Annotated in this window: 18 protein-coding genes; 7 read left to right on the top strand and 11 right to left on the bottom strand. The window is 68.1% G+C overall.

What is annotated here, in order from left to right; all coding sequences use genetic code 11:
- Positions 1–307 precede the first annotated feature (307 nt).
- The 4 genes from ACQP0P_RS33795 to ACQP0P_RS33780 form a co-directional block, all read right to left on the bottom strand.
- Positions 308–1063, bottom strand: coding sequence for an anti-sigma factor (locus ACQP0P_RS33795; RefSeq protein WP_433362786.1), 756 nt, complete (start codon positions 1061–1063; stop codon positions 308–310).
- A complete protein-coding gene (gene sigK, locus ACQP0P_RS33790; RefSeq protein WP_433362783.1) occupies positions 1060–1653 on the bottom strand; it encodes an ECF RNA polymerase sigma factor SigK in 594 nt (197 codons plus the stop codon). Before sigK ends, ACQP0P_RS33795 begins: the two co-directional genes overlap by 4 nt.
- A 172-nt stretch (positions 1654–1825) precedes the next feature.
- Positions 1826–2449, bottom strand: a complete 624-nt coding sequence (locus ACQP0P_RS33785) for a Uma2 family endonuclease (RefSeq protein WP_433362780.1) — start codon at positions 2447–2449, stop codon at positions 1826–1828.
- A gap of 189 nt (positions 2450–2638) precedes the next feature.
- Positions 2639–3100: a Uma2 family endonuclease gene (locus ACQP0P_RS33780; RefSeq protein WP_433362777.1), complete on the bottom strand. Its 462-nt coding sequence runs from the start codon at positions 3098–3100 to the stop codon at positions 2639–2641.
- A 363-nt stretch (positions 3101–3463) separates the two neighbouring features.
- Between ACQP0P_RS33780 and ACQP0P_RS33775 the strand changes: the two genes are divergently transcribed.
- Together ACQP0P_RS33775 and ACQP0P_RS33770 are read left to right on the top strand one after the other, a co-directional pair.
- Positions 3464–4111, top strand: coding sequence for an HAD family hydrolase (locus ACQP0P_RS33775; protein WP_433362774.1), 648 nt, complete (start codon positions 3464–3466; stop codon positions 4109–4111).
- 365 nt (positions 4112–4476) lie between these two features.
- Complete coding sequence (locus tag ACQP0P_RS33770) at positions 4477–6561, top strand: DUF4132 domain-containing protein (protein ID WP_433362771.1); 2085 nt, start codon at positions 4477–4479, stop codon at positions 6559–6561.
- A 46-nt stretch (positions 6562–6607) separates the two neighbouring features.
- Here ACQP0P_RS33770 and ACQP0P_RS33765 read toward each other — a convergent pair whose 3' ends face one another.
- Together ACQP0P_RS33765 and ACQP0P_RS33760 are read right to left on the bottom strand one after the other, a co-directional pair.
- Positions 6608–6913, bottom strand: coding sequence for a DUF5709 domain-containing protein (locus ACQP0P_RS33765; RefSeq protein WP_433362768.1), 306 nt, complete (start codon positions 6911–6913; stop codon positions 6608–6610).
- A gap of 111 nt (positions 6914–7024) precedes the next feature.
- Positions 7025–7378, bottom strand: coding sequence for a hypothetical protein (locus ACQP0P_RS33760; protein WP_433362765.1), 354 nt, complete (start codon positions 7376–7378; stop codon positions 7025–7027).
- A gap of 266 nt (positions 7379–7644) precedes the next feature.
- Between ACQP0P_RS33760 and ACQP0P_RS33755 the strand changes: the two genes are divergently transcribed.
- Together ACQP0P_RS33755 and ACQP0P_RS33750 are read left to right on the top strand one after the other, a co-directional pair.
- Complete coding sequence (locus ACQP0P_RS33755; RefSeq protein ID WP_433362762.1) at positions 7645–8502, top strand: helix-turn-helix domain-containing protein; 858 nt, start codon at positions 7645–7647, stop codon at positions 8500–8502.
- Between the two features lie 2 nt (positions 8503–8504).
- On the top strand, positions 8505–8750 hold the full coding sequence (locus ACQP0P_RS33750; protein WP_433362759.1) for a DUF397 domain-containing protein: 246 nt from the start codon (positions 8505–8507) through the stop codon (positions 8748–8750).
- Positions 8751–8824: 74 nt separating this feature from the next.
- Here ACQP0P_RS33750 and ACQP0P_RS33745 read toward each other — a convergent pair whose 3' ends face one another.
- A complete protein-coding gene (locus ACQP0P_RS33745) occupies positions 8825–10051 on the bottom strand; it encodes an FAD-dependent monooxygenase (protein ID WP_433362756.1) in 1227 nt (408 codons plus the stop codon).
- Between the two features lie 117 nt (positions 10052–10168).
- Here ACQP0P_RS33745 and ACQP0P_RS33740 point away from each other — a divergent pair, with 117 nt between their 5' ends.
- Together ACQP0P_RS33740 and ACQP0P_RS33735 are read left to right on the top strand one after the other, a co-directional pair.
- On the top strand, positions 10169–10969 hold the full coding sequence (locus ACQP0P_RS33740) for a TetR/AcrR family transcriptional regulator (RefSeq protein WP_433362753.1): 801 nt from the start codon (positions 10169–10171) through the stop codon (positions 10967–10969).
- 175 nt (positions 10970–11144) lie between these two features.
- Complete coding sequence (locus tag ACQP0P_RS33735) at positions 11145–12182, top strand: hypothetical protein (RefSeq protein WP_433362750.1); 1038 nt, start codon at positions 11145–11147, stop codon at positions 12180–12182.
- A 263-nt stretch (positions 12183–12445) separates the two neighbouring features.
- Here the strand turns inward: ACQP0P_RS33735 and ACQP0P_RS33730 are convergent, their stop codons facing one another.
- The gene (locus ACQP0P_RS33730; RefSeq protein ID WP_433362747.1) at positions 12446–12922 is read right to left on the bottom strand and encodes an NUDIX domain-containing protein; all 477 of its coding nucleotides are present in this window, start codon (positions 12920–12922) and stop codon (positions 12446–12448) included.
- Between the two features lie 348 nt (positions 12923–13270).
- Here ACQP0P_RS33730 and ACQP0P_RS33725 point away from each other — a divergent pair, with 348 nt between their 5' ends.
- On the top strand, positions 13271–13513 hold the full coding sequence (locus ACQP0P_RS33725; RefSeq protein ID WP_433362744.1) for a cellulose binding domain-containing protein: 243 nt from the start codon (positions 13271–13273) through the stop codon (positions 13511–13513).
- Positions 13514–14517: 1004 nt separating this feature from the next.
- Here ACQP0P_RS33725 and ACQP0P_RS33720 read toward each other — a convergent pair.
- From ACQP0P_RS33720 to ACQP0P_RS33710, 3 genes are all read right to left on the bottom strand, one after another.
- The gene (locus tag ACQP0P_RS33720; protein ID WP_433362741.1) at positions 14518–14796 is read right to left on the bottom strand and encodes a hypothetical protein; all 279 of its coding nucleotides are present in this window, start codon (positions 14794–14796) and stop codon (positions 14518–14520) included.
- A gap of 90 nt (positions 14797–14886) precedes the next feature.
- Positions 14887–15165, bottom strand: a complete 279-nt coding sequence (locus ACQP0P_RS33715; protein WP_433362738.1) for a hypothetical protein — start codon at positions 15163–15165, stop codon at positions 14887–14889.
- A gap of 90 nt (positions 15166–15255) precedes the next feature.
- Positions 15256–15534: a hypothetical protein gene (locus ACQP0P_RS33710; RefSeq protein ID WP_433362738.1), complete on the bottom strand. Its 279-nt coding sequence runs from the start codon at positions 15532–15534 to the stop codon at positions 15256–15258.
- Positions 15535–15655: the final 121 nt, after the last annotated feature.

The following is a 15655-nucleotide window of genomic DNA, read 5'->3' as shown; positions in this document are numbered from 1 at the left end:
TCGCCTTTCGTCGTCCATGTCACTTCTCAGATGGACTTGCCTGGCGAACTGTTGCATCGCCCTGCGGAAAGGTGCGGAAGTCCTCCCACGGCCGGAACCGGTCGTGGGAGGACTTATCAGGGCCGGATGGCGCGGCGAGGGGGAGTCCCAATCGCATGATCGGAACACTGAGCAGGCCCTGGTTCGGCGTACTGACCCACGCCACGCTGTCGACGATGTGAACGGTGGCGTTGTGGGCTGAGCCGACGACACGACCACCCCGCCAGGGCGGTCGGCGGGGTGGTCGTCGTACGGGGCGCTGCCGTGCTCAGGTGGCGGGCAGGTCGACCAGGAGCAGGGGCCGGGTGGTGGGCTGGGCCGAGCCGCCTTCGGGCTCGATGGTGACGCCGAGCTGGGTGGTGGCGGCGAAGGGGGTGGTGACGACGAGCGGAGTACGGCCGGAGTCATCGGGGCGGATCAGGCCGGCCGAGCGGATGCCCGTGGGGCCGATCTGCCAGAGCTGGTAGGTACGGCTGTCGGGCAGGGTGGCCAACCCGCTGGCCAGGAACACCATTTCTCCCTCGGCGCGGGAGAACACCACGGTGGCGGTGCCGCCCCGCTGCGCGGTCACGGTGAGGGTACGGGCATCGGGTGCGGCCAGGACGGCGGAGATCCGCCGGTCGCGCTGCTGGATCTGCTCCAGCTGATCCTGGGCGCGGACGGCGAACAGACCCAGCGAAACGGCGGCGGCCAGTCCGGCGGCGGCCAGTCCGACGGCCAGGCGGGGCCACCACGGGGCCTTCCTCCTCGCGTCGGGTGCGTACGCGATGAGGGAGGGCGGCAGCTGACGGACCTGATCTATCTGGGTCATCACCCGCTCGCGCAGTCCCGGCGGCGGGTTGGTGGCCGTGGCATGGCCGAGCCTGGCGGCGGTCTCGGTCATGCCACGCACCTCTTGCGCGCACTCGGCGCAGCGGCCAAGGTGCTCCTCGAAGCGCAGCCGGTCGGCAGGGTCGTCGATGGCGTCCAGGACGTAGGCGCCGGCCAGGGTGTGCGGGTCGTGACCGCTCTCGACGCTGTTCATCGTTCCACCCCCAGGCAGTCGCGTATGCGGATCAGCCCGTCACGCATCCGGGTCTTCACCGTGGCCAGCGGCACCTTCAGCAGCTCGGCGACTTCACGATAGGAATATCCACCGTAATAGGCGAAAGTGACGGATTGACGTTGCAGCTCGGTGAGCCCGTCAAGGCAGCGGCGCAGCCGTTCGCGTTCCAGGCGGGCCCCCACCGACTCGGCGACCTCGTCGAAAGGACGATGCACCTCCAGCCTGGCCACCCGGTCCTCGCGGTCGACGGCGCTCTGGACGGCGCGGACGCGATCGACGGCGCGGCGGTGGGCGATCGTCATGACCCAGGCCATCGCCGAGCCACGGGCGCGTTCGTAGCGAGCGGCACTGCGCCACACCTCGACGAGAACCTCCTGGGCGACCTCCTCGCTCTGCGCGGGGTCGCGCAGCACGCGCAGGACCAGCCCGTAGACGGGGCCGGCGACCAGGTCGTAGACCCGTTCAAAGGCGGCGCGATCTCCTCGCGCCACGTGTTCGAGCAGGTCTTCCAGCCCGCTCTGGAGGGAGTGGCGACCCTCCGCCGGCCTCAGTGCCCGTCTAGGCCTCATGCACCCTCCCCGCCATGAGCAAAACACGTTTCGCCGCTTCTTTGAAGCGGAACGGCAGGTGGATCGGTCGGCCTCCCATCCGGTGCCACCGGCACATCGGGGCGGACGGGATGAGCGTGCCGTATCCCAGGGGCAGCGCCTCGCTGGGACGGGGCAGGTCGAGTCGGTGTCGTTACAGGAAGATCGAGGTGTCCAGGTCGAAGTCGACGGGGGAGGGGATCCGGAGCGGCTTGCCCATCTCGGTGTGCGTCATGGTCCGGTAGCTGCCGTCCTCGGGATCGCTGAGGACGGTCACCGCGGGCGGCGAGGCGACGGGGTCGACGATCAGCATGATCGGGATGCCGCAACCCGCGTAGATCCTGGGCTTCGTGGCACGGTCCATCTCCATGCTCCCGGGCGAGACGATCTCCGCCACCAGGATCAGCCCCGAGGAGAGGATCTCCCGATCTCCCCAGAGTGGAGCCTTCACGGGAAGCAGACAGTAATCGGGAACGACGGTGTCCCGCGGACCTTCGACGCAGATGTCGACATCACCGGAGAAGCTCTCCCAGCCGTTCTTGTCCTCCACCGGAATCAGGGCTCTGCTGAGGCATCTTGCTATACGTGCGTGCCGGGGGGTCGCGGAAGGACTCACGATCAGGTTCCCGTCGATGACTTCGGCCCGTAGGCCACGGATAGGGGGAAGGGACTCGAAGATCTCCCTCGGGGTGCGAGGTAGTGGACGGTCCTCAGGTGCGGCGGGCTGAGCGGGCGGCTGGGGCGCGGTGCGCGGTGCGGATCGCTGAGACGCTGTCATCACCATCGACCTGTATCCCTTCGTGTTCGAACATGTACTCTAAGTGTTCCATGGGATGTCGTCGGTCGTGAGAGAAATACGCGGCGATTATGGAACGGCTGCGGGGCGTGGCGGGATCGAGAGCAATCCCGGTATCGCGGGGCCACGCCGACCGTCCGCCACCGACCGGCCTTCGGATGGGGAAGGACATCAAAGGAAGATCGAGGTGTCCAGGTCGAAGTCGACGGGGGAGGGGATCTGGAGCGGTTTGCCCAGCTGGACGCGTGTGACGGTCCGGTAGGCGCCGTCCTCGGGATCGCTGAGAATCGTTGCCGTCCCAGGGGTGGCGATCGGGTCGACGAGCAGCATGATCGGCACCCCGCCCGTGGCGTAGATGCGGGGTTTGTCGTCGCGGTCGGTTCGGGCGCTCCCCGGGGAGACGACCTCGGTGACCATGATCAAACCGGAGGAGCGCAGCTCCAAGGCACCCCAGCGCGGGCAGTCCGCGGGGGCGATGACGAAGTCGGGAATCAGGCTGTCTCGGGGGCCGTCGATGCAGATGTTCACTCCGCCCACGTGTGCGCGCCAGTCGCGCTCCATGACGACCGGCTGCAGCGCGTAGGAGAGGAGCGTCGCGCTCCAGCTGTGCTCGGGGGTGCCCACGGGGCTCACGATCAGACTCCCGTCGATGACTTCGGCGCGGAATCCGGGGGTGGGGGGCAGCGTTTCGAGGAGATCTCGCGCCGTGCGAGCGGGCGGCGGATCCTTCGGGGAAACATGGTGTGAGGGACGTCCCCGTGTCGTTGTCACCATTGACCTATCCCCCTCCGTGTTCGAGTAAGCACCCTAAGTGTTGCATGGACTCTCTTTGGATCCGGGACACATGCCCTCCGGTTATGGATCAGCTTGGTGAGAGGGGCAGGTGGTGCCGGTGTCCGGGCGCGTTCGTGCGAGGGGGCTTGCTCTGAAACGGTCCCTGGGTGTCCGTTTTGCCGGGGCGGGCTACGATCGGATGGGCTTGGGAAGGGGGGCGGCGTGGTCAGGGCGCTGGTGTTCGACGTGGGTGAGACGCTGATCGACGAGACGCGGATCTGGTCGCGCTGGGCCGACCGGCTCGGCGTCACCCCCTTCACCATGCTCGGCGTGCTGGGCGGCATGGCCGCGCTCGACCGGTCGTTCGAGGACGCGTTCCGGCTGCTGCGGCCCGGGTTCGACGTCGAGGCAGAGCAGGAGGCCTGGAAGCGTGACGACCCCGCCGGGCTCCGGGTGAACTTCGACGCCGACGACCTCTATCCGGACGTACGGCCCGGCCTGGCCGCGTTGCGCGGCCTCGGGTACGAGCTGATCATCGCGGGCAACCAGCCGCCGCAGGCCTATGACGCGCTGGCCGCGATGGATCTGCCCGTCGACGCGATCCACACCTCCGACGGCTGGGGCGTGGCCAAGCCCGCCCCGGAGTTCTTCGCCAAGGTCGTCGCGGTGTCGGGACGTGCGCCCGAGGAGATCCTCTACGTGGGCGACCGGCTGGACAACGACGTCCTTCCCGCTCGGGCGGCCGGCATGCGGACCGCTCTGATCCGCAGGGGCCCGTGGGGGTATCTCCACGCGGAGCGTCCCCAGGCGGCCGGGGCGGACCACATCGTCGACGACCTGCACACCCTGGTCGCCGTCCTCACCCGCTGACCGTCGTACCGGGAAGGTCGGGGAGCTCCCCACCGCGCCGGCTTCTGAGCGCACCGCCGGCGGGCCGTCGAACCGGTTCAGGCGATCCGGCGCGGCAGGACGTGGACCGGAACCGCTCAGCCGTCATGCCGGTCACCGACGGTATCGATCATGTCTGGCGGTATGCCCGCAGCCATCGACGTTTTGTCGTTCGCCGCTGCTATAAATTGCGCTGCCACCTGATATTTCACGGAAAACAGCGCTCGATGGCATTAGGGCGACATGTTGCCGATCGTGCTGTCCAGGGTGTTCCTCCTGGCCGCCGGCGCCACCATCACCGGCCCGTCCATCACCCGCCAGATCCACCTCTGACAGGAACCGTCGACATGAGCCTCTCCCCCCTCGCGCACCGCCTGCTCCGTCTGATCAACGGGACCGCGAACGACCCCACGTACTGGCCCGACGCCTCCCAGCTGAGCACCGGACTGGGCGCGGTCCAGGCCGGCGACGGCAGCTCGACACCGGCACGGTACGTGGTCGACGAGCAGCGGCTGGCCGTGGCGGCCCGCGAGCTGGTCGGATTCCTGATGCCGGACGGAAAGCAACCGTACGAACCCTTCTCCGTGCTGGTGGCGGCGGGGCTGGCGGGCATGGGCGCCGAAGTGAGCGCCCGGCTCACCGAGGGGCGCGGGCCGATCGCGGTCGCCGAGATGGACGTGCTACTCGGCTGGGACGTGGAGCGGCGGGCGCTGCTCGCCGAGGCGATGCGGGAACGGTCAGACCATGACGCCCCGCTGCCCGGCGTGATCGAATGGCTCGGTGGCCAGCCCGGTTACCCGGACTTCGCCCGGACGGCTCTGGAGGCGGCCGAGGCCCGCGTCGCGGCGATCCACACCGGCGAGATTCCCTACCGGGCGGAGAAGGCGTTCGAGGACGGAGAGAAGGCGATCATCGGCCGGGCCGTCCGGCTGGCGCTCTTCCGGGACGAGCCCTGGCTGCCCGAGCTGCTGGACAGGCTGCTGCGCGGGATCGCGGTGGCGCCCACCCAGGCCAAGACCCTGCCCTCCCAGGGGCTGCTGTTCGAGATCGCCCGCGCGGTGCGGGACTACCCGACGCCCGAGGCGATCTCCGCGCTGCGCGCCGCCCGCCAGGCCACCCGGCACGCCGGGGTGCCCAAGCAACTGGACCGCATGTTCAAGCGGATCGAGGCCGCCCTGGCCAACCGGCTGGAGGTGGCGTTCCGGATACCCGACGGGCGGGTACGGCAGGCCGTCGGCGAGCACACGGCGGTGATCTCAACCGACGGCAAGGTCGAGCTGTCGTGGTGGCACGGGGACAAGAAGCTGAAGGCGGTCCCGGCGGCGGTCAGGCGGGAGCACCCCGAGGAGGTCAAGCGGCTGCGCGCGCTGGCCAAGCAGACCCTGCAGCAGCAGGCCACCCTGAGCAGGGCGCTGGAAGCCGGATGCGCCGGCGAGACGGCTCCGCCGTATCGGCAGTTGGAGGGTCACCCGGTCACCGATCGGCTGATCTGGGAGTTCGAGGTCTCGCCCGGCGTGTGGCGCAGCGAGCTGGGGTTGACCATGCCGGACGTGCCGGTGCGGCTGTGGCATCCGGCCCGCGCGTCCGTGGAGGAGGTGCGCGCCTGGCGGGAGGTGGTGCAGGACAAGGAGCTGCGCCAGCCGTACAAGCAGGCCTTCCGCGAGGTCTACCTGCTCACCCCCGCCGAAGAGGAGACGCGCGACCACTCGCGCCGGTTCTCCAACCACCTGCTCCGGTACGGCCAGGCCAAGGCACTGCTCACCGATCGCGGCTGGAGTGGCATGTCGCTGGGTCACTGGGACCCGGCCGGAGGGTCCGACGAGTGCACCGCCGCCAAAAAGCTGCCCGGCGGCCTGACCGTCACCTGGGACTTCCACCTGGACGAGCACTCCTACGAACGCGACGGCTACGGCACCACCGTCTCGATCTGCGTCAGCGGTGACATCCGTTTCCTCGCCGGTACCTCGCCGGTCCCGCTGGCCGAGGTTCCTCCGCTCGTCCTGTCGGAGGCGCTGCGAGACGCCGACCTGGCCGTCGGAGTCACCTCCACCGGTCTGGACCCCACCGGCCACGGGGACTACTGGCAGTCCTACAGCTTCGGCGACCTGGCCGAGAGCGCCCGGGTCCGGCGCGACGCGCTGTCCCGGTTGATCGGGCGTACGACCATCGCCGGCCGGTGCACCCTGACCGACCGCTTCCTGGTGGTCCGGGGCGATCTACGCACCTACAAGATCCACCTGGGGTCGGCGAACATCCTGATGGAACCCAACGACGCCTACCTGTGCATCGTCTCCGCACGCGACCCCCACGCCGGACTGTTCCTGCCGTTCGAGGAGGACGGCCGGTTGGCGCTCATCCTCAGCAAGGCCTTCCTGCTGGCCAACGACACCGCCATCACCGACCCGTCCATCACCCGCCAGCTCCGGGCTTGAGCCACGCGGGAGGGGAACCTCCGCGATCACGTGCTCAAGGCCCGGATCAGTCGGGTTCGATGTGGATGGCGCGTTCCTCGGCTGACAGGTCTCCGCTGTCGGGGCCGACATCCCGGGCGTACTCCTCAGCCGTCTCGTCCGGGCCGAGGCCCTCATCCGGTGCCACCAGGCGGTCCTCCTCGCGTGGGGGCCGCCGCTCGTGGTTCGGGGCCTCACGCCAGAGACGTTCGTCAAGCGTGTCCTGATGTCCGGGATCGTTCGGAAGGATCTCGTGGTGAAGGCCGAGGTCATCGGTCCACTCCTCGACTTCGACCGCCTGCTCGTCACTTAGACCTTTACGGTCCGGGGGCATTTGACTCATATTCCGGCCCTACCCGTTTTGCGCCCGAAAACCCACAGGTCAGAGCATGGCTCGGCGGCCGTCCCTTCGGCCGCCAAGCCGTCCGCTGCCAGGCGGGTACGGTCACCCGTCGCCGTCGCCGAGCCAGACGAGGTCGGAGCCGAGCCGGTACGCCGCGCTCCGCGCGCTCGTCCACCGGCCGAATCCTCTGACAGCGCCGACGGTGGCCGCGTCGCCGCCCGGCAGGGCCAGCCCGTAGGCCACCAACCGCGCCATGATCTCCTCACCCTCTCCCTCGGCCTCCTGGACCAGCGCGAACACGCGGGGCAGTCCCCCGGCCAGCGCCCGAACCTCCTCCCTGCCGAGAGTCGAATCGGACTGCCAGGACAAACCGCCTCCGCCTCCTCCGGTCTCGCCGCGCCACGAGACCATGCCGTGGTAAACAGTCGGGTAGTCGGAACCGTTGAAGTGCTCCATCTCGGGTGCTTCCTTCCGGCATCGGGACCGGGGCGAGCGTGGCCTATCAGCGAAGCCCGCCCCGGTCTCCTGCTCTTCCTTGGTGTTCGTACGACCACGGGCTCTCCGGTTGACCGGTAGCTGTCGAACCGTGCACTTATTGTGATCGTCTCCTCACTCTGGGTATAGTTGCATGCACGACACGTGCTCCACAAGTTGTCCAACTTGATTGTTTGAGCTGGCATCCGGTTTGCGTGGATCTGCTCAGAAAGTCAGAAAGGGGGAGCATGGCTGCTCCAAAGTGGGTCACGTTGCGTTCTCAGTGGCTTGGTCAGCAACTCCGAGAGCTGCGCGAGGCCAACGATCTGCTCCTCAAGGACGTGGCCGAGTATCTGCAGCGCGATCCGGGCACCGTCAGCCGCTTCGAGTCCGGCGGCTATCCCATCCGGCGCCCGGACCTGCTGGCCCTCCTCGATCTGTACGGCGTGGCCGACGGCAGGCGACGCGAGAGCCTGATGAAACTTAGCCAGGAGGTCTGGCAGAAGGGCTGGTGGGACGGGTACGCCAACGAGGTCGTTGGCTGGCTTATCGACTATGTGTGGTTGGAGTCGCGGGCCCAGGAGATTCGTACGTTCGACAACACTTTGCTGCCAGGTCTGTTCCAGACCGAGGATTATGCGCGTGCGGTGATCGCAGCCGCCGATTTTGATGTTGAGGCCGGGCAGAGATCGCGCTGGCTCGAACTTCGCATGGCTCGCCAGGGGATTCTCCAGGGTGATGCTCCGCCGCGACTGTCGGCGATCATCGACGAGGCGGTACTACGCAGAGAGGTCGGCGGTTCGCAATGCCTGGCCGCTCAGCTCCATCACCTGGCTGAGTACGCCGCTCGGCCGAACATCGAGATTCGAGTGTTGCCGTTCAGCGCCGGAGCACATGCCAGTCCGACCGGCGCGTTTCGGATCCTGACGATAGAGAAGCCATTTCCCGAGGTTGCTTATGCGGATACCCCGAAGGGCGCAATTTACGTGGAATCGCCTGATACCGAGCGCTTGGTGCAGGCGTACGATGAGTTGCAAAAGCTCTCGCTCGGGCCTGAGGAGTCCGTAAAGGTCATTTCCAAACTGTCAGAGGAGCGGTCGCGGTGAACATGATGGAAAGACATGGGATGCCCAGCTCGGAGGAGTTGGACCAGGTGGCCTGGCGCATCAGCACGAAGAGCGAGAACGGCGGCGGAAACTGCGTGGAGGCCGGGCCGTTGGCCGATGGTAGTGGGCGGGTGGCGGTGCGGCACAGTCATCGGCCTGATGGTGAGGTGATCGTCTATACCCGCGCGGAGTGGGAGGCGTTCGTCGGCGGCGTCAAGGACGGGGAGTTCGACTTCCCCGGAACCTGATCTCCGGCGTGAACCGTACAGATTCTCCGACGGTGGAGAAGGTGCGGTGAAGGCGCCTCAGATCCAGCGGTGGGTCAGGCCGCGGCCAGGTCCTCGTTGCGCAGGCGCATCTGCTTGCTCCTCGCGATGAGCCGGTACAGTGCCGGGCTGCCGAAGACCACCCGCCGAAACCGCATCAGCAGGGCGCGGCGAACCCGCTCGGCACGGGTGGTGGGAGTGAAGCCGACGCGGTTGCTGACGCCGCTCTTCTGGTGGGCGTCGACATAGGGGCGCAGCTTCTGCTCCCAGGACGTCAAAGCCTGCTCCAGGTCGCCGGGGTGGCGCCGCAGCATGGCGCCGAGGAGATCGGCGCCGGCGATGCCGCTGGTGGCGCCCATGCCGGAATAGAGGGTGGGGCACCAGGCCGCGTCGCCGACCAGGACGACCCGCCCGCGGTGCCACCGGTCGAGACGGGCCTGCTCGACGGAGTCGAACAGGTACTCATCGCTGGACTCCAGCACCCGCACGGCGGCCTCCATCATCTCCCCGAGCGGCTCGGGGCCGTAGACCTCGCGGATGCGCCGGGCGGCCGGCGTGGCGAACTCGGCGTCGACGTCGTCGGTGCGGTAGGAGAACAGCACCGTGGAGGGGCGGTCGGCGAAGGGGAAGACCCAGAACGACCGGCCGGGTTCGACCAGGATCGCCCCCTCACCGCGGGTGAGACCGGGCAGGTCTTCGGGCAGCGCGAATGCCGCGATCATGTAGTTGAGCCGGTGCAGGTACTTCTCCGGCGCGCCGAAGGCCAGCCTGCGCACCGTTGAGCGCAGTCCGTCGGCCCCGACGACCAGGTCGAAGCGTTCGCTGTGGGTCGAGTGGTCCGCGGTGTTGCGCAGGGTCACCGTCACGCCCTCGCCGTCCTGCTCGATCGCCTCGGGCACGGTGGCGTAGCGAACCTCGACATCCTCGGGCAGCGCGTCGAAGGCCGCCCGTTCGACATCGCCGCGCATCATCATCCACGGACCGTTGGGCAGGTCGGCGAACCCCATGCCCGGCCTGCGGCGCCCTGAACGGTCGACCTCGTAGTTCACGCTCGGGGACGGAATGCGGTTGTGCAGCCCCTTCAGGATGCCGAGCCGGTCGGCCGCGATCCGGCCGGAGCCGAACATGCCGATGAAGTAGCCGCCGCCGCGTCGAGTGGCCGCCTTCTCGATGATGACCGGGGTCCAGCCGGCCTTTCGCAGAGCGATGGCGGTGGAGATGCCACTGATGCCAAGCCCGACGATCAAGGCCCTGGGCGAGGATTTCGGGGAGGTGGTGGTCATGATCCGGGCTTCTCCCTTTTGAGGCGTCGCAGCACTCTTCGGATATCCGGTGAATAGTGATACATCACTACATGCTAAATTAGCTCATATGTCAATGCGTGACGAAGGAGCCGTGACGTGCAGGACACCAGCCGCCGCATTCCCGCCGAGATGGTGCAGGCCGCTCTGCGGGCCGCCGAGCGCTTGGGCAAGGACGTGGCCGACGTGCCCGTCCAGGCGATCGCGCGGGAGGCCGGCGTCTCCCGGAGCACCCTGCTGCGCCGTCTGGGCGGATCCCGTCAGGCGCTGGACGAGGCGGTACGCGCCGCCGGTGTGGACCCGGGCGGGCAGCGTCCGGTGCGCGAACGGGCGATCGAGGCCGGCGCGCAGCTGATCGGTGAGCACGGCCTGGCCGTCTTCACGCTGGAGACGGTCGCCGCCTCCGCCCAGTGCTCGGTGTACAGCCTGTATGCCGCCTTCGGCGGCCGGGATGAGCTGTTGCGCGCGATCTTCGAGACCTACAGCCCGATCCTGGACGTGGAGAAGACGATCTCCGGCCCGCGTGCCGACCTACGCGAAACGGTCGCCACGATCTACCGGCTGTTGGTCGAGGCGCTCGACCGCGAGCCGCGCGTGCTGCCGGCCATGCTCGCCGAGACGCTGGCCCGCCCCCACGAACCCGTCCTGCAGAGCCTGCGGCGGCACTTCGTCCCCCGCATGCTCGCCGGGCTGGGTCAGTGGTTCGCCGACGAGATGGCCGCAGGACGCATCCGCACCCTGCCGGTGCCCCTGCTGATGCATCAGCTGGTCGGCCCGGTCCTGCTGCACTTCATGACCCGCCCGGCCACCGGGCAGGTCCCCGGCCTCGACCTGCCCGATACGGAGGAGACCTGCGCGATCTTCGCCGAGGCGTTCCTGCGCGCCGTCGCCTTGCCGTAGCCGCGGTGTGGCACGGGGCGCGTGTCCGAAGCCCATTCCCGGCCGGTCACCACACCCGCGCGCCTGATCGGCGTCGGCATCCACCCCGAGTACGCCCCTCCCGGGCACCGGGCGAGCCCTGCCGAACCTGAAGACCGATTCCATCACCGACCACCTGAAAGACAGGAACCCCCTGATGCCCCCAACCGCCATGGCCCACTCCGCGGCCGGTCCCGGCACCTCCACCGATCAGCCCCCCGCGGGTGCCGCCCGCATGTTGATCGGCGTCGTCATCGGGGCGACCGCGCTGCTCGTCGTGATGCTGTGCGCCTTCGCGCTGCCCGCTGTCAAGGGTGGCCCCCACCACGTGCCCCTCGGCCTGGCCGGACCGTCACCGGCCACCCAAGCCGTCCAAGGAGGCCTGGACGGCGACGCCTGGGACGTCAGGCTCTACCCCGATGCGCAGGCCCTCCAGACCGCCATCAAGCAGCGCGAGGTCGTCGGCGGCCTCGCCCTCGGCGCCGACGGCATCACCGTCTACACCGCCAGCGCGGCCGGCCAGCAGGCCAGCGCGGCGATCACCGCCCTGGGCACCGGCATGGCCGCCCGGCAGCAGAGCAAGGCCACCGTCTCCGACGTGGTGCCCTTCCCGGCCGACGACCCCCGTGGCGCCGGATTCACCGCCAGTGCCCTGCCCATGATCGTCGGCGGTATCCTGCCCGCCGTCCTGCTGCTGCGCCTGTTCTCCGGCCACGCCAACCTGCGCCGCCGCCTGGCCGGAGTGATCCTGTTCGCCCTGGTCGCCGGGGCCGCCGTCGCCGCCGTCCTGCAGTACGGGTTCGGCTCCCTGCACGGCGACTACTGGCTCACCGCGCTCGGGCTGTCCCTGGGCATGGCCGCGCTGTCGATCCCCTTCCTCGCGCTGGAATCCCTGCTCGGCTTCGCCGGCCTGGGCGTCGGCGCCACCGTGATGATGCTCCTGGGCAACCCCCTGTCCGGCATGGCCGGCCCTCACTGGCTGCCCACCGGCTGGGCCACGCTGGGCCAGTTCCTTCCCCCCGGTGCCTCCGGCAGCCTCATGCGGGCCCTCAGTTTCTTCGACGGCACCGGGGCCGGCGCCCCTGCCCTGACCCTGGCCGCCTGGGCACTGGCCGGTCTGCTGCTCATCCTCATCGCCGACCGCCGCACCACCCGCCGCCCCCGTCCCGAGGCATCCGCGCCGGCCGTGGCCTGACCTCCCGGCTCAAGTCCCTCGCGGGTGTGGCACCAGGTCTCGTGCCACGCCCGCGAGTGCCTGGCGACACGGAGCCGCGACCACGGATGCGGACGGCCGACGGCACCCCCGTACTACCGATCAACCGGACGGCGGCCGTAGGAGTTCCGGGCCCGTACCCGTGCGGAGTGGACGGCGTTGAGGACGGGGAGTTCGACTTCCCCGGCACCTCGTGCTGAGGCGAGAGGGCTGAACACGACGACGGCCCGTCAGGCCCGGTCCGGTCATTCGTCCGACAGGTAGATGGGACGTCCTTCGTGCCGGGCGAGGCGGGCGGTGAGCAGGCGGGTGGTGATGTTCCCCGAAAGGAGGGTGACGGCGGTGTGCCACGGGAGGAACGCCACCTCGTCGAGCTCCTCGGCCTCCGGGGTGATCTGGTCGACATCGCTCAGCACGCCGCCGTCGAACACGAAGTGGATCAGTGAGCGGGGGCGTTCCCCCGACGGTGGCTCCCAGTGGACCACGAGGAGATCACCCACCTCGACGGGCACGCCGAGTTCCTCGGTCACCTCGCGCCTCGCGCACGCGTGGGGCGCCTCGCCCTCTTCCACGACCCCACCGGGGAAGTCCCAGGTCGGCCGGTAGTTGGGTTTGACCAGCAGCACCCGGTCCTCGGGGTCGGTGATCAGCAGGCAGGCGCAGGTGAACACGGTGGGCAGGGTGGCGTACCAGGTGACGGGGTCGAGGTAGGGCTTGCTCACCCTCGCCACGCTACCGCCGCGAGCCGCCCGTCCCAGGCAAGGCCCGCCGAGCCGTCCGCCGGGCTCGATGAGATTCCCCTTGTCCATTCCGCCACGTCGGACACGTCAATATGGCCTACGCCCGACGACTTATCAAGGGCAAGATCGGCGGTTCGGGAACAGGCACTTACCGTCTGGACCCGGTCAAGGATTCGCTCAATCGGTTCGTGAAGAACGGCTCCCTGTTCGGGGATATATCACCAATATTTTAACAATCTGTACAGTTTCACGCTCCCGTCCGCCTGCAATCCCCAGTGCGATACGCCGTACGCCAAGGTCGGCCACACCACCTGGAACAACTGGACGATCATGTGGATGGTCCCGTCTGGCGTCACCCTGGCTTGGAATTTCACCATCACGCCGTCAGGCGCCACATGGACGATCAAGGCGCCGAGCTGGGTTATAGGCCTGGCATCTGGCGCGTCGGCCACGTTCGGCTTCCAGGCCAACGGCCCGTCCACGCCGTCCGACATCACCTGCTCCTGGCGAGCTGGGGGCATGAGGCTCATCGTGACGGAGGAGTTACAGGATTCGCATGACTCTTTCGGGTAATTAAGAATTCCTCTGTGATCTACATCACACAGTCTTTTGAGTCTGCCAATGGTGCAGGCATGTGAGCTGCCCGAACCCTTGGGCCGGTTCAATTCGCCGGCCTCCCGCACCGCTCTGACTGGCTTGTCAAGATCTATACCTGGTTCGTCCTATCTATGTATATCTGTGGTGTTCTTTATGCGGCGCTTACGGGGATGCGCTTGAGGCCCTTGGGGTTTCTGGTCTACGGGGAGTGTGGGCGTGGCCATGTGGCGTGCTCAGGCAGGTACGAGTGTGCCGGGTCGAAGCCGGTTCGGGCTCGGACGGAGCGGACCATCGAGGTGGGTGAGCCGCGTCGGCTTGGTCGTAACCCTGGCTCTCATGCCGGGGGTTCTCGCGCTGGAGGCGCAGTCGTTCGCGATCGGCCCTTCTCCGAACCGGCTGACAATCCCCGGTTCCCCATCTTCAGGTTCCGTCAGCAGTGCCCCTGTCCAGGATTCGGGGTCCGCGGCGAATCTGCCGCACCTCGTCGGCCCGGCCGCCACTCAGCCGCAAGCGGAAGGCAAGACGGGCAGCGACGGTAAGCGGCCCAAGGGTGCGCTTCCGCTGGAGAAGCCGCGCGAGATGGTGGACGAGCCGGCCACGAATGGGCTGAACAGTCCGCCGCCGTTGACATGGGAATCGTCCCCCGCTGCCACCGGATCAGCACAGGTGACGAACGGCGGACGACAGGCCCGTGTTCGCGCTGAGAGCACTGGTATCCGCAAAGTCTCTCCGTCGACGCTTAACGGCCGGAAAAGCGCGGTGCAGGGCGATACAAAGGCAGCCCGGACGCAGGCTGTGTCGGCTGTCACGGCCGCCGCACTGCCGACGGTGTCGGTTGTGGAGGCCTCCCCGGGACAGCAGGTGTCGGGGTTGTGGACGTTGTCGTCCACGGAGCCGATCTTTGATGCCTTCGGTGCTGATCCGGAGTCGCGGACACTGCGCCTGGAAGCCCAGGTCGAGCATGACCCGTCGGCTGCCGGTCAGGGGTCGGGGTTGATCTGGTCCGGTACTGGAAATCTGTCGACCAGTGGGTGTTCCACGGTGATTAAGTGCTGGTTGCAGACTCCTGCGGTGGCTTCGGGCAAGCTGAAGGACGGCTGGTTGATCCGTTGGCGGGTGCGGGTGTCGACCTCTGCCGCGGTGTCTGGTCCGTGGTCGGAGTGGCAGGCCGGGCGGGTGGACACCTCTAAGCCGACGGTGTCGGTTGTGGAGGCCTCCCCGGGACAGCAGGTGTCGGGGTTGTGGACGTTGTCGTCCACGGAGCCGATCTTTGATGCCTTTGGTGCTGATCCGGAGTCGCGGAAACTGCGTTTGGAGGCGGAGGTTGAGCATGATCCGTCGGCTGCCGGTCAGGGGTCGGGGTTGATCTGGTCCGGTACTGGAAATCTGTCGACCAGTGGGTGTTCCACGGTGAGTACGTGCTGGTTGCAGGCTCCTGCGGTGGCTTCGGGCAAGCTGAAGGACGGCTGGTTGATCCGTTGGCGGGTGCGGGTGTCGACCTCTGCCGCGGTGTCTGGTCCGTGGTCGGAGTGGCAGGCCGGGCGGGTGGATACCTCTAAGCCGACGGTGTCGGTTGTGGAGGCCTCCCCGGGACAGCAGGTGTCGGGGTTGTGGACGTTGTCGTCCACGGAGCCGATCTTTGATGCCTTTGGTGCTGATCCGGAGTCGCGGAAACTGCGTTTGGAGGCGGAGGTTGAGCATGATCCGTCGGCTGCCGGTCAGGGGTCGGGGTTGATCTGGTCCGGTACTGGAAATCTGTCGACCAGTGGGTGTTCCACGGTGAGTACGTGCTGGTTGCAGGCTCCTGCGGTGGCTTCGGGCAAGCTGAAGGACGGCTGGTTGATCCGTTGGCGGGTGCGGGTGTCGACCTCTGCCGCGGTGTCTGGTCCGTGGTCGGAGTGGCAGGCCGGGCGGGTGGACACCTCTAAGCCGACGGTGTCGGTTGTGGAGGCCTCCCCGGGACAGCAGGTGTCGGGGTTGTGGACGTTGTCGTCCACGGAGCCGATCTTTGATGCCTTCGGTGCTGATCCGGAGTCGCGGAAACTGCGCCTGGAAGCCCAGGTCGAGCATGACCCGTCGGCTGCCGGTCAGGGGTCGGGGTTGATCTGGTCCGGTACT

It is taken from the genome of Streptosporangium sp. CA-115845, from assembly GCF_050943795.1.
Lineage (GTDB): Bacteria > Actinomycetota > Actinomycetes > Streptosporangiales > Streptosporangiaceae > Streptosporangium.
This window is presented reverse-complemented; position numbering and strand designations above follow the sequence as displayed.

Excerpts from the sequence above, each read along its gene's own strand:
- ACQP0P_RS33725 (WP_433362744.1), top strand. The coding sequence starts at position 13,271 with ATGTGGATGGTCCCGTCTGGCGTCACCCTGGCTTGGAATTTCACCATC.
- ACQP0P_RS33795 (WP_433362786.1), bottom strand. The coding sequence starts at position 1,063 with ATGAACAGCGTCGAGAGCGGTCACGACCCGCACACCCTGGCCGGCGCC.
- ACQP0P_RS33735 (WP_433362750.1), top strand. The coding sequence starts at position 11,145 with ATGCCCCCAACCGCCATGGCCCACTCCGCGGCCGGTCCCGGCACCTCC.
- ACQP0P_RS33785 (WP_433362780.1), bottom strand. The coding sequence starts at position 2,449 with ATGACAGCGTCTCAGCGATCCGCACCGCGCACCGCGCCCCAGCCGCCC.
- sigK (WP_433362783.1), bottom strand. The coding sequence starts at position 1,653 with ATGAGGCCTAGACGGGCACTGAGGCCGGCGGAGGGTCGCCACTCCCTC.
- ACQP0P_RS33745 (WP_433362756.1), bottom strand. The coding sequence starts at position 10,051 with ATGACCACCACCTCCCCGAAATCCTCGCCCAGGGCCTTGATCGTCGGG.
- ACQP0P_RS33760 (WP_433362765.1), bottom strand. The coding sequence starts at position 7,378 with ATGGAGCACTTCAACGGTTCCGACTACCCGACTGTTTACCACGGCATG.
- ACQP0P_RS33750 (WP_433362759.1), top strand. The coding sequence starts at position 8,505 with ATGATGGAAAGACATGGGATGCCCAGCTCGGAGGAGTTGGACCAGGTG.
- ACQP0P_RS33770 (WP_433362771.1), top strand. The coding sequence starts at position 4,477 with ATGAGCCTCTCCCCCCTCGCGCACCGCCTGCTCCGTCTGATCAACGGG.
- ACQP0P_RS33755 (WP_433362762.1), top strand. The coding sequence starts at position 7,645 with ATGGCTGCTCCAAAGTGGGTCACGTTGCGTTCTCAGTGGCTTGGTCAG.
- ACQP0P_RS33765 (WP_433362768.1), bottom strand. The coding sequence starts at position 6,913 with ATGCCCCCGGACCGTAAAGGTCTAAGTGACGAGCAGGCGGTCGAAGTC.